Here is a 12,459-nt window from a genome sequence, read left to right as displayed (position 1 = left end):
CCCCGCCATCTTCGCCCACAATCGACACGAAGGCGCCGCGGGGCGGTGAAGCCTGGGGGTCACTCCACTCGCCACCGCGGCTCCGCCGGACCGAGGGGGGAGACGTCCGGCGGGTTCTCGTCCCGCACGATCCCGGCGGGCCACCCATGCTTCGGCCGTGGCACTCCGCACGGCGGGTTCCGCGCGAGTCGTGCGAGCTTGCGCTTCAGGGTAGGGCGATCGCCGTCACCGCGAGGCAAAAACACGCAGAAACCCGGCGACTTGTGCCACACGCGCTAGCAACGGCCTCCATTCGGCCTACACCCAGCGTGCGGTCAATGCCCCCAGCGCGCCCAAAGCCACCGCCGCCGCCGTCGACGTCCGTAACACCGTCGGTCCCAACCGGACACTCCGCGCACCGGCCTCGACGAACGCGGCGAGTTCCTCGGGAGCGACCCCGCCCTCGGGGCCGACGACGAGCAGGAGTTCACCCTTCTCGGGCAGCGCGAGGTCGGTGAGCGCCTCGGGGGCGGCGCCGTCGAGCACCAGCGCGAGATCCGCCTCCGCCACGACGGTGGCAAGTTCCCGTGTGGTCATCGGTTCGGAGACCTCCGGGACCCACGCCCGGCGCGCCTGCTTGGCCGCGGCCCTGGCCGTGGCCCGCCACTTGCCGAGTGCCTTGGCTCCCCTGGGACCGTCGTCCCAGCGAGCGACACTGCGGGCGGCTCGCCACGGCACGATCGCGTCGACGCCCGCCTCCGTGGCCAGCTCCACCGCCAGCTCACCACGATCGCCCTTCGCCAGCGCCTGCGCGACGGTCACACGCAGTGCCGGAGCGGCAACGCTACGGATGTCTCGGACTCGCAGCTCCACGGTGGGCCTGCGCCCCGGATGAACGGCCTCGGCCACGCAGTCGGCCATCCCGCCCCGGCCGTCCGACAGCGTCAGGCGCTCGCCCTTCCGCAACCGGCGCACGGTGACGGCGTGGTGGGCCTCCTCACCGTCGAGCACGGTGAGATCACTGTCCGGCAACGCCGGTACCAGGAAAACCGGTGGAGTGGTGTCGGTTTCCCCACCCATGACGACTCGTCGCTCCCCGCGTCGTGGGATCAGCGGCTCTTGGAGCGCAGCTTGGAGAACAGCCCGCCCGACTTGTGGCCGTTGCTCGCCGGGGTCGGGGCCTCCTCGCCCCGCAGCCTGGCCAGCTCCCGCAGCAGCTCGGCCTGCTCGTCGTCGAGCTTGGTGGGCACCACGACCTCGACGTTGATGTGCAGGTCGCCACGCCCGTCGACCCGACCGGACGAACGCAGCCGCGGCATGCCGAGGCCGGACAGCACGATCTCGGTGTTCGGCTGCGTGCCCGGCGGGATCTCCACCTCGGTCTCGCCGTCCACCAGGGTCTCCATGGGGATCACGGCACCGAGCGCCGCGGCCGTGAAGGGCACCCGCAGTCGGCAGTACAGGTCGTTGCCCTGCCGTTCGAAGTCCTCGTGCGGAGCCTCGTCCACCTCCACGTACAGGTCACCGGCCGGACCGCCACCGGGACCGACCTCGCCCTGACCGGACAGGCGGATGCGCATGCCGTCGCCCACGCCCGGCGGGATCTTGGCCGTCACGTCGCGGCGGGCCCGCACCCGGCCGTCGCCACCGCACTTCTGGCACGGGTCGGTGATGACCTCCCCGTAGCCGCGGCAGGTGGGGCAGGGCCGAGCCGTCACGACCTGCCCGAGGAACGACCGCTGGACGGACTGCACCTCGCCCTGGCCGCCACAGGTGTCGCACGTGACGACGCTGCCGCCCTCGGCGGTGCCCGCGCCCCGGCACCGGTCGCACAGGATGGCGGTGTCCACCGTGATCTGCTTGTTGACGCCCGTGGCGCACTCCTCCAGCGTCAGCTTCAGCCGGATGAGGGCGTCGGAGCCGGGCTGCACCCTGCTGCGCGGGCCCCGGCCTCGCGCCCCTCCGGTGGCCGCGCCGAAGAAGGCGTCCATGATGTCGCCGAGACCGCCGAAGCCGGCGAAGGGGTCGCGGGCGCCCCCGCTCGCCCCGTTGCTCAGGGGGTCGCCGCCCAGGTCGACGATCTTGCGCTTCTGGGGGTCGGACAGCACCTCGTAGGCGGTGGTGACCTCACTGAACTTCTGCTGCGCGTCCTCGGAGGGGTTGACATCGGGGTGCAGCTCACGCGCGAGCTTGCGGTACGCGCGCTTGATCTCCTGCTCGGTCGCGTTCTTCGACACGCCGAGGATGCCGTAGTAGTCCTTGGCCACCGTCTGCCGTCCTCCTAGAGAGCTCGCACAAGCTTCTCATCCGGGCCCCGAGCCCGGACGGGCGGATCTCCTACTTCCCGGACAGGATCCGACCCACGTACGTGGCGACCGCGCGGACAGCAGCGATCGTCCCCGGGTAATCCATCCGGGTGGGGCCGACCACGCCCATGCCCCCCAGCAGCACCTTGTCCGAGCCGTATCCGATCGACACGACCGAGGTGCTCCGCATCTGCTCATCTTCATTTTCCTCCCCGATCCGCACCGTGACGGAACCGGGGTTGCGAGCGGCGGCCAGCAGTTTGAGCACGACGACTTGTTCCTCAAGCGCCTCCAGCACCTGGCGCAACGAGCCGGGGAAGTCCGCGACGTTACGCGTGAGGTTGGCCGTGCCTCCCAGGACGATCCGCTCCTCGGGATGCTCGACCAGCGACTCGACGAGCACCGTGCACACCCGCGTCATCACGTCGCGCAGCTCGGGGGGCGCCTGCTCGGGCAGCTCCGACACCTTCGCCGCCGCATCGGGCAGCCGGTGCCCGGACAGGGCGCCGTTCAACAGGTCGCGCAGTCGGGCCACGGTCTCGTCGGCGGCGACGTCCCCGAGGTCGACCGTCCGCTGATCGACCCGGCCGGTGTTGGTGATGAGGACGATGAGGAGGCGCGACGGCGTGAGCGTGACCACCTCCACGTGCCGGACGGTGGAGGAGGTCAACGTCGGGTACTGCACCACCGCGACCTGACGCGTGAGCTGAGCCAGCAGCCGCACCGACCGCCGCAGCACGTCGTCGAGATCGACGGCCCCCTCCAGGAACTGGACGATCGCCCGTCTCTCGGCGGCGGACAACGGCTTGACCTCCGACAGCCGGTCCACGAACAACCGGTATCCCTTGTCGGTGGGGATCCGCCCCGCACTGGTGTGCGGTTGGGTGATGTACCCCTCCTCTTCCAGGGCCGCCATGTCGTTACGTACCGTGGCGCTCGACACGCCCAGGTTGTGCCGGTCGACGAGGGCCTTCGATCCCACCGGCTCCTGGTTCGACACGTAGTCGGCGACGATGGCGCGCAGGACCTCGAAACGGCGTTGCTCTGCGTTGGCCACCAGCACCTCCTCTCCACGCCTTGACCACGAGTTTACGTGCGATCGAGCCCGTTCCGATGCTCACACGGGGCTAAAGTCCCTGGACAGCCGCACGAAACAGCGGCTATACGACCGAGCGCGCCTTGATCGGTGATCTCGAACACACTTCTCCCGCCGATGCCGCCTTCCGGAAGGTCCATGATCATCCGATCGAGCGAAAAGGTCGCCCCCGACAGGGGCCGATAGTCAGGACATGCCCATGTTCGGAGCACCATTCCTCGCCGCATGCACGGCCGCGGCCCTGTGCACGGGGAGCCCCGACGCCGCTACGCCCGCCTCCTCCCTCGTCTTGAGCCTCACCGACGCCGGGGGCAACACCACCTCCGTGGAGCTGATGTGTGACCCCGCGCAAGGCACCCACCCACAGGCCGACACGGCCTGCCGGGCACTGGAGCGGGCCGACGGCGACTTCACGCGGCTCCCTGCGAAGGACCAGGCCTGCACGATGATCCATTCCCCGGTGCTGGCGGAGGCCCGCGGCAACTGGTACGACACCCCGGTCGACTTCAGCACCGAGTACCCCAACGCCTGCTTCGCCGACGCACAGTCGGGCGGCGTGTTCTCCTTCTGATCCCGCAACGGCGAAGGCCACCGTTCCCACCGCGGACGGTGGCCTTCGTCGTGTCTTCCGCCTTTGGGCCGAGCGTCGGCTCCGCCGCCTCAGGCCATGAACGCCTTCTTCTCCTTGCGCCAGTCCTCGTCGGTACGGCCCCGTCGCCAGTAGCCCGAGATCGACAACAGCTCGCGGTCGAGTTTCCGCTCGTTGAGCAGGTGGCCGCGAAGCTCGCGCACCATTCCGGCCTCCCCGTGCACGAACGCCTGCACGGACCCGGACCCGAGGTCGAGCGCCCGCACCTCGTTCACGAGGTCGTCCCCGTTGACCCGGTGCAACCACCGAAGGTCCACGGTGCCCTTCGTGGACAGCACCTGGTGCTCGTCCCGGTTCTCCACCAGCAGGCGGACGGTGGCGAGCGCCCCCACGGGCAACGCCTCCAGCGACGCGGCGATCGCCGGCAACGCGGATTCGTCGCCGACGAGCAGATGGTGGTCGACGTCGGCACGCGGAGCGTAGGCGCCGCCGGGACCGCGCAGGAGCACCTCGTCACCGGGCCGCACCCGTGACGCCCACGGCCCGCCCAGCCCCTCGTCGCCGTGGACGAGGATGTCGAGCGCGAGCTCCCCGGCGTCGACGTCGTGGTGGCGGACGGTGTAGGTCCGCATGCGCGGCCACTGCTCGCGCGGAAGCGACTCCCGCACCACGTCGAAGTCGAACGGCTCCGGGTACCGCACGCCGGGAACGCGGAAGAGCACCTTCACGTAGGAGTCGGTGAATCCGTTGGGCCGGAACGCGGCGAGCCCCTCCCCGCCGCACACGACCCTGATCATCTGCGGCGTGAGGCGCTCGGTGCGCACCACCCGCGCTCGGATCACCGGCCTGTCCCGTCGATCCCGCTCCGTCATCCGCGCTCCCCTGCCCGCAATTTGTTAGGTATGCCTTTCCTACTCTATCTCGCCATCTCGAACCACTCGATCGCTTTATTGCCAAGTCGCCAACAGTTGGTCGACCGTGGAGCGCATGACGCGCTTCGACTACGACGTGGTAGTCATCGGTTCCGGCTTCGGGGGCAGCGTGAGCGCCTTGCGGCTCACGGAGAAGGGCTACCGGGTGGGAGTCCTGGAAGCGGGCAGACGCTTCGCCGACCACGAGTTCGCACGCACGTCGTGGCACCTGCGCGACTACTTGTTCGCGCCCCTGCTCGGCTGCACGGGCATCCTGCGCATCACCCCCTTCCCGGACGTCGTCGTGGTGACGGGGGCCGGGGTCGGAGGCGGTTCCCTCGGTTACGGCAACACGTTGTACGAGCCGTCCGACGCGTTCTTCGCCGATCCCCAGTGGGCGGGCATCACCGACTGGAAGGCCGAACTCGCCCCCTACTACGACCAGGCGAAGCGCATGCTCGGCGTGACCACCAACCCGTGGACCTCCCCGGCCGACGAGGTGATGCGACAGGTCGCCGAGGACCTGGGGGTCGGTCACACCTACCACCCGACGTCGGTCGGCGTGTTCTTCGGCGACGAGGACACCGAGCCGGGGACGCGGGTGGCGGACCCGTTCTTCGGCGGCCTGGGCCCCGACCGGCACACCTGCCGACACTGCGGCGAATGCCTCACCGGCTGCCGGTACGGCGCCAAGAACACCCTCGTGAAGAACTACCTCTACCTGGCCGAGCAGGCGGGCGCGACCGTCCACCCGCTCACGACGGTGACCGAGGTGCGCCCACTGCCCGGCGGCGGCTACGCCTGCTCCTGCGTGCACACGACACAGCGCTGGCGCAAGCGGGTCTTCACGGCCGAGCAGGTGGTGTTCGCCGCCGCGGCCCTCGGCACCCAACGGCTCCTGCACCGCATGCGCGACCGCCGGATCCTGCCCCGGCTGTCGTCCCGGCTGGGAGTGCTCGCGCGAACGAACTCCGAGGCGGTCCTGGCCGCCCGCACGACCCGCCGCGACGCGGCGTACCACCGCGGTGTCGCGATCAGCTCGTCCTTCCATCCCGACGAGGTCACCCACGTCGAGCCCGTGCGCTACGGCAAGGGCAGCAATCTGTTGGGACTGCTCGGGACCGTGTTGGTCGACCCCGTTCCCGGCAAACCCCGGTGGTGGGTCGGGATCAAGGAATTGGTCCGCCGACGGCGACAATTGCTCGCGTTGCACCACCCGCGCCACTGGTCGGAACAGACGATCGCGCTGCTGGTGATGCAGTCGCTCGACAACTCCGTCACCACCTACACCCGCCGCGGCCCGTTCGGACGCCGGATGCTCACCAAGCAAGGCATCGGCGAACCGAACCCCACCTGGATCCCGGCCGGGCACGACGTGGTGCGCCGGATCGCCGACCGCATCGGCGGCATCGCGAGCGGCGGCTGGAACGACCTGTTCAACCGCCCGCTGACGGGCCACTTCATCGGTGGTTGCGTCATCGGCGACTCACCCGAGACCGGGGTGATCGACCCCTACCAGCGGGTGTACGGCCATCCGGGACTGCACGTAATGGACGGTTCGGCGGTGTCGGCCAACCCGGGTGTCAACCCGTCCCTCACGATCACCGCCCAGGCCGAGCGCGCCCTGGCGCTATGGCCCAACAAGGGCGAGCCGGACCCGCGGCCGCCGCTGTCGTCCCCCTACCGGCGAGTCACCCCCGTCGCGCCGAACCACCCGATCGTGCCCACCACGGCCATCGGTGCACTTCGGCTGCCGATTTCCCCGGCGAAACGCCGGTCCCCGTGAGAAACTCCACCGCATGACCACGGAATCCGTGCCGAAGTGGCGGCGGTTGGAACCCGACGAGCGTAAAGAACAGATCTTCGCCTGCGCCGCCGAACTGTTCTCCGAACGCCCGTACGCCGAGGTGTCCACGTCGGACATCGCCGCACGCGCGGGCGTGGCTCGTGGCTTGATCAACCATTACTTCGGCACCAAACGCGAGCTGTACCTGGCCGTGGTGCGCCGTGCCCTCCGTATCCCCCGCGACGCCGCCTCCCACCTGCCCGAGGGCTCCACCGAGGAACGCGCGAAGGCCGCGGTCGACTGGTTCATGGACCTGGTGAGCAAGCAGGAGAAGACGTGGCTCGCCGCCCTCACCCCCGAGGGCATCGGACGCGACCTCGAGGTCGAACGCATCCTCGACGACGCCGATCGCCACGCCGCCGACCGCGTCCTGGAAGCCCTGGGGTTCACGCGCGAGGACCCCAGATGGGACCAGTTCAACGCCGTCATCCGCGCCTACGGCGGCATGGTGAAGATCGCGGGGCGCGAGTGGCTCGTGCGCGGCACGCTCGACCGCGCCCAGGTGCACATGCTGCTCAGCCGGGTGCTCCAGTCGCTCGTCGACGACGTGCTGCCCGAACTGGTGACTTCATGAGTGCCGGTCACCGGTAGGTCAGCAGGTTGATCGCCTCACCGTCGAAGTGCGCGTGTTCGTTGAACGACACCAGCGTGGTACCGGAGCGCCCGGTGACCACCTTGGTCAGTCCGGCGTTCACCGTCACCCGGTTCAGGGAGAGCATTCCCCCGGCCGCATCGCCCAGCAGATCTCCGCACAAGGTCGAGATCACGCCGCCCGACGTGAAGACCACGGCCCGCTCTCCCTTGCCCAAACCGGACACGACCTCGTCGAACGCCGCGCGCACGCGGGCGAGGAACATCGGCCACGTCTCGGCGCACGGACTGTCGTCACCCGCCTCGATCCACGCCGCCAACGCCTTCTCCAGCGCATGCTGGTAGGCCCGCGGGTCGGCGCTGCCCTGCGCGGCCCCTCCGCCGTGGTGTGCCGCGATCTCGACGTGGTCGTACTCGTTCCACCGGGCGTCGACCTCGACGGACCCGCCGGAACCGAACTCCGCCAGCGCCAGTTCCGCGGTGGCGCGCTGCCGCGACAACGTGCCGCAGCGCGCGCCGATCCCGGTCACACCTCGGCGGGCGAGTTCGACGCCGACGGCGCGCGCCTGGGCCCGTCCGAGCTCGGACAACACGTCGTAGTTCTCGGCTCCGAACGACGCCTGCCCGTGCCGGACCAGGTAGACGGCTCCCATCCGTGCCCTCCCTCCCGCTCAGGCGATCCTGCGAAGCCAGCTCGTCGGCAACACCTTCACGAGCACGCTGAGCGGCGTCCACGGCCAGGACGGCACGTAGGCCCTCGCGGGCTCCCGTTCGATCGCCTTCACCAGCGCCCGCGCGCCCGCCTCCGCGCTCGCCAGCAAGGGGGTTCGTCCCGAGCTGCGGCGCGTCATCTCCGACTCGATGTAGCCGGGGAGCACGGTGGTGACGGCGATCGGCGTGGTCAGCAGGTCCGCGCGGATGCCGTCGGCGAGCGTGGCGATGCCCGCCTTCGACGCCGCGTAGGCGGTCATGTTGCGCGGCATTCCCCGTACCGCGCTGAACGACGACACCACCACGAGGTGGCCCGCGTTCTGCTCCCGGAAGATCGACACCGCGGCCTCGCACTGCGCCAGCCCGGCAACGAGATTCGTCTCCACGGTCTGCCGGTTGGCGGTGAAGTACCCCGTGCCGACGGGCTGTCCCTTGCCGAGCCCCGCGTTGACGATCACGCGATCGAGGGTGCCGAGTTCCGAGCGGAATTCGTCGAAGACGGTGAAGACCCGGTCGTGGTCGGTGACATCGAGCCCCCGGACGACGACCCGGATGCCGGGGTACCGGTCGGTGAGTTCGGCGGCGAGAGCATCGAGCCGGTCGCGCCGCCGGGCACACAGCGCGAGGTTGCGCCCCAGCGCGGCGAACTTCCGGGCCATGCCCTCCCCGAGGCCGGAGCTGGCCCCGGTGATCACGATGTTCTTCCGTACGACCATGCGCCGACCCTACCCGCGATTTACCCACTGGTAACAAGGCCGGCCCGACGCGTGGTGCGCCGGGCCGGCCCGTGCAGGAGGAAAGTGACGATGCGACAGCGACGTGCGCCGTCTCAATTGCCCACGTAGAGCAGGCGGTTCGGGGTGTCACCCGTCGGGTTGGAGATGGCACCCGACGTCGCCGCCGAGGTCAGCGCGTCGGCGACCTGAGCGGGCGAGGCGCTCGGGTTGTCGGCCAGGTAGAGGGCGGCCGCGCCCACCACGTGCGGGGTCGCCATCGAGGTGCCGCTGATGGTGTTCTCGCCGCCGTCGTGCCACGCCGAGGTGATGTTCACGCCGGGGGCGTAGATGTCCACCACGTCGCCGTAGTTGGAGAAGTAGGCCTCGCTGTCGTCCTGGTCGCTGGCCGCCACGGTGATGGCCTCGTCGACCCGCGCCGGCGACGAGTAGTTGGCGTCGGAGGACTCGTTGCCCGCCGCGACACCGAAGGTGATGCCCGCCTCGATGGCACCGCGGACGGCTTCGTCGAGAGCCTCGTCGACACCACCGCCCAGGCTCATGTTCGCCACGGCCGGTCCGGAGGCGTTCTCGGCGACCCACTCGACACCCGCGATGACCCCGGCGGTGGTGCCACTGCCGTTGGCGTCGAGCACGCGCACGCCGACGAGCTTCACGTCGGGAGCCACACCGTAAGTCGAGCCGCCGATCGTGCCGGCCACGTGCGTGCCGTGCCCGTTCTCGTCGGTGGCGTCGTCGTCGTTGTCCACGAAGTCGACACCCGGCAGGAGGCGGTCACCGAAGTCGCTGTGCGCCGACACCCCGGTGTCGATGATGTAGGCCGTGACGTTCGAGGCCGAGGCCGGCGGGGTGTAGCTGTCGTCCAGCGGCAGGTCCCGCTGGTCGATGCGGTCCAGACCCCACGACGAGACGGCCTGGGTGCTCGGCCGGTCGGTGATGTGGAGCCGCTGGTTCTGGCTGACGAACGCCACCGAGTCGTCGGCGGCCAGACGCTTGGCGGCCGTCGCGTCGGCGGTGACGGCGAAGCCGTCGAGCACCGTGTCGAACGTCTGCTCCACCTTGACGCCGTAGTCGGCGGCGAGCGTACGCGCCTTGGCCGACACCGCCGAGGTCGACAGCGAACCGGCCTCGTCGTCCTTCAGCACGACGATGTAGCTGCCGTCAACGGCGTTCGCCGAGTCCGCATTGAGGACCTGTCCCATCTCGGCGTGTGCCGGGGCCATCGCGGCGGCGAACAGTCCCGTCACACCCACCGCGACGGCACCTGTCAGGGCCGCCCGTGTGGTCTTCTTGGAGGTGCCCATCGGTTTCCTTCCGTGTCAGGCGACAACGTGGTGTAACCAATGAGAGCCCCCAGCACGGAATATGGGCAATGATTCACATTTACCAGTTCTGAGCCGTTCGGCGTCACGAGCATTAGCCCGTTGGGACCAATCCCTCCGGAGAGGCTTCCTCACCAGGCGTTACAGGTCCTGCTAATGTGTGCCCATATCGTTATCCAATGGTAGGCGAGGGGACACGATGAGTAGCGCGACGGCGTTTTCCGAAGAACTTCGGTCGGCGATCGCCACGAGTGGCCTGAGCCTGGACCGCATCCAGGCGCGGCTGCAGGAACGCGGCGTGCCCGTCAGTGTCACCGCGCTGAGCTACTGGCAGTCCGGCAAGCGACAACCGGAGCGACAGCGGTCACTGCGCGCCGTGCTGGCGCTGGAACAGATCCTCGACGTCCCCACGGGCTCCCTGCTCAGCCTGCTCCCCCCGCCGCGCCCGCGTGGCATCGCCTCTCGCCGCAACCTCGCCTGACCGGCGTGTCCGCAGCCCTCGTACAAGTGTCCGCAGTTCTCGTACGGGTGTCCGCAGTTCCTGCACACGTGTTCGCACTTCCCACGCCCGTGTCCACAGCCCGCGGGGCGGCCGGGGCCCCCTCGCCGGCCCACCCCTGTCCCGCAACTGCGAACACGCGTCCCCACCCTGCGGACACGCGTACACCAAGTGCGGACACGCGTTCCTCACCTGCGGACACGGTGGGGCGTTACTGCAGAGCTTTGCGCAGGATCTTGCCCGTGGAGTTGCGGGGCAGGGCGTCCAGGAATTCGACGTCGCGGGGCACCTTGAACCGCGCCAGGTTGTCGCGCACGTGCTCCCGCATCGTCTCGGCGTCCACAGTGAACCCCTCGCGCACGACGACGAACGCCTTCAACCGCTGCCCGAACTCCTCGTCGGGAACGCCGATCACCGCGGCCTCACGCACGGCGGGATGTTCCACGAGCACGTTCTCGACCTCGACGGGATAGACGTTCTCCCCGCCCGAGACGATCATCTCGTCGTCGCGACCGTCGATGAACAACAACCCGTCGGCGTCGAAGTGCCCCACGTCCCCGGTGGCGATCAGATCGTCGATCGTGTCCTTGGTCCCACCGTCGGTGTAGCCCTGGAAAGCGAGCCCACTGCCCACGAACACGCGACCGGTGACGTACGGCCTGGTGATCCGCCTGCCCTCGTCGTCGTAGAGCGCGACCCGGCACCCCAGCGGAGGCCGCCCCACGGTGCCCGGCGCCCGCTCCCAGTCCTTCGGGGTCGCGACGGTGGCCACCGCCACCTCGGTGGAGCCGTACACGTTGTGGACCACGTCACCGAACACCTCACGGGCCCGGTTCCCCACCTCCGGAGCCAGCGCCGAGCCGGCGACGAAGATCACACGCAGGCTGGAGGTGTCGTACTTGGCCAGCACCTCCGGGCCGAGGTCGAGAATCCGCTGCAACATGGTCGGCACCACCACGAGCGCGGTACACCGGTGCTCGGCGATCCCCCGGAGCGTGGCCTCGGGGTCGAACCGCCTGCGCAACACCACCGTGCAGCCGAGTGCGCAGGAGAGCATGAACTGCGAGATGCCGGTGGCGTGGAACAGCGGCGCCCCGAAGTACGTCGCCTCCCCGACCCGCAGGGGAATGCGGTCGAGGAACTCGGCCGAGTGCAGCGGCGAGACCTTCGGCCGCGGCGCTCCCTTCGGGGTCCCCGTGGTCCCGCTGGTGAGGAGCACGAACCCACCGGGCTTGGCGGGCGCGGGCAGGTGACGGTCGTCGCCGTCCGCGATGAGGTCGTCCAGCAGCGGCACCTCGGCCGTGCCGGAGTCCGTCCACGCGAGGTAGCGGTCGACCCCGACGATGTCACCGAGCAGGTCCGTGAACTCCTCGTCGTAGACGAGCACGCCGACCTTCTCCCGCGCGACGACGTCGGTGAGCTGCGGTTTGGCGAACCCGGTGTTGAGCAACAGCACCGGGACCCCGAGCTTGCCCGCGGCGAGCAGGGTGAGCACGAGACCGCGGTGATCCCGACAGAGCACGGCCAACGTGGTCCCCGGCCGGACCCCGCGCCGCGCCCACGCCCGCGCCAGCGCGTTCGACCGCAGGTCGAGCTGGGCGAACGTCATGCTCCCCCGCTCGTCGACGAGACCGACGGCGTGGGGATCGCGGCGCGCGGCAATGCGGACGGACCCGGCCAGCGGCCCGTAACGCCGCGTGGTGACGAGCGAGCGGATGGCCTCGTCGAGACGAGGCACCGGCACGAGCCCCGCCCGGTACAGCACCGCGATGCTGCGGGCGGTCCGCACCCCCGCCCTGACGACGTCGACCAGCAGCGATGGCCGCATCAACACCCTCCTCGTTCCCGTGGCACCGCTAACCTACCCAGAAGTAG

The 12,459-nt window shown here is 69.9% G+C and carries 12 protein-coding genes; 4 read left to right on the top strand and 8 right to left on the bottom strand.

All coding sequences use genetic code 11. The features are described 5' to 3' along the window. Positions 1-297: 297 nt before the first annotated feature. The 3 genes from SACGLDRAFT_RS07045 to hrcA form a co-directional block, all read right to left on the bottom strand. Complete coding sequence (locus tag SACGLDRAFT_RS07045; protein WP_005463065.1) at positions 298-1,059, bottom strand: 16S rRNA (uracil(1498)-N(3))-methyltransferase; 762 nt, start codon at positions 1,057-1,059, stop codon at positions 298-300. A 29-nt stretch (positions 1,060-1,088) separates the two neighbouring features. After that, positions 1,089-2,246 (bottom strand): molecular chaperone DnaJ, encoded by a 1,158-nt coding sequence (gene dnaJ / locus SACGLDRAFT_RS07040; RefSeq protein ID WP_005463064.1) that lies wholly within the window; start codon positions 2,244-2,246, stop codon positions 1,089-1,091. A gap of 70 nt (positions 2,247-2,316) precedes the next feature. Beyond that, positions 2,317-3,342: a heat-inducible transcriptional repressor HrcA gene (hrcA, locus tag SACGLDRAFT_RS07035; protein ID WP_005463063.1), complete on the bottom strand. Its 1,026-nt coding sequence runs from the start codon at positions 3,340-3,342 to the stop codon at positions 2,317-2,319. Positions 3,343-3,574: 232 nt separating this feature from the next. Between hrcA and SACGLDRAFT_RS07030 the strand changes: the two genes are divergently transcribed. Then, a complete protein-coding gene (locus SACGLDRAFT_RS07030; protein WP_040918706.1) occupies positions 3,575-3,952 on the top strand; it encodes an SSI family serine proteinase inhibitor in 378 nt (125 codons plus the stop codon). Positions 3,953-4,041: 89 nt separating this feature from the next. On the opposite strand, the gene SACGLDRAFT_RS07025 is transcribed toward SACGLDRAFT_RS07030, so the two are convergent. Continuing rightward, positions 4,042-4,842 (bottom strand): siderophore-interacting protein, encoded by an 801-nt coding sequence (locus SACGLDRAFT_RS07025; protein WP_005463061.1) that lies wholly within the window; start codon positions 4,840-4,842, stop codon positions 4,042-4,044. 115 nt (positions 4,843-4,957) lie between these two features. Between SACGLDRAFT_RS07025 and SACGLDRAFT_RS07020 the strand changes: the two genes are divergently transcribed. Together SACGLDRAFT_RS07020 and SACGLDRAFT_RS07015 are read left to right on the top strand one after the other, a co-directional pair. After that, entirely contained in the window at positions 4,958-6,667 is a 1,710-nt protein-coding gene (locus SACGLDRAFT_RS07020) for a GMC oxidoreductase (RefSeq protein ID WP_005463059.1), read from the top strand. Between the two features lie 13 nt (positions 6,668-6,680). Continuing rightward, positions 6,681-7,301: a TetR/AcrR family transcriptional regulator gene (locus SACGLDRAFT_RS07015; RefSeq protein ID WP_005463057.1), complete on the top strand. Its 621-nt coding sequence runs from the start codon at positions 6,681-6,683 to the stop codon at positions 7,299-7,301. A gap of 7 nt (positions 7,302-7,308) precedes the next feature. Here the strand turns inward: SACGLDRAFT_RS07015 and SACGLDRAFT_RS07010 are convergent, their stop codons facing one another. From SACGLDRAFT_RS07010 to SACGLDRAFT_RS07000, 3 genes are all read right to left on the bottom strand, one after another. Beyond that, a complete protein-coding gene (locus SACGLDRAFT_RS07010; RefSeq protein WP_005463055.1) occupies positions 7,309-7,971 on the bottom strand; it encodes a histidine phosphatase family protein in 663 nt (220 codons plus the stop codon). 18 nt (positions 7,972-7,989) lie between these two features. After that, positions 7,990-8,745, bottom strand: coding sequence for an SDR family oxidoreductase (locus tag SACGLDRAFT_RS07005; protein ID WP_005463053.1), 756 nt, complete (start codon positions 8,743-8,745; stop codon positions 7,990-7,992). A gap of 113 nt (positions 8,746-8,858) precedes the next feature. After that, complete coding sequence (locus tag SACGLDRAFT_RS07000) at positions 8,859-10,067, bottom strand: S8 family peptidase (protein WP_005463051.1); 1,209 nt, start codon at positions 10,065-10,067, stop codon at positions 8,859-8,861. A gap of 217 nt (positions 10,068-10,284) precedes the next feature. Between SACGLDRAFT_RS07000 and SACGLDRAFT_RS06995 the strand changes: the two genes are divergently transcribed. Next, a complete protein-coding gene (locus SACGLDRAFT_RS06995; protein ID WP_005463049.1) occupies positions 10,285-10,566 on the top strand; it encodes a hypothetical protein in 282 nt (93 codons plus the stop codon). A 229-nt stretch (positions 10,567-10,795) separates the two neighbouring features. On the opposite strand, the gene SACGLDRAFT_RS06990 is transcribed toward SACGLDRAFT_RS06995, so the two are convergent. Continuing rightward, the gene (locus tag SACGLDRAFT_RS06990) at positions 10,796-12,412 is read right to left on the bottom strand and encodes an acyl-CoA synthetase (protein WP_005463047.1); all 1,617 of its coding nucleotides are present in this window, start codon (positions 12,410-12,412) and stop codon (positions 10,796-10,798) included. Positions 12,413-12,459 lie beyond the last annotated feature (47 nt).

It is taken from the genome of Saccharomonospora glauca K62 (genome assembly GCF_000243395.2).
Classification (GTDB): domain Bacteria; phylum Actinomycetota; class Actinomycetes; order Mycobacteriales; family Pseudonocardiaceae; genus Saccharomonospora; species Saccharomonospora glauca.
Note: the sequence above shows the minus strand (reverse complement) of the source record. Positions and strands in the feature narration are given on the sequence as shown.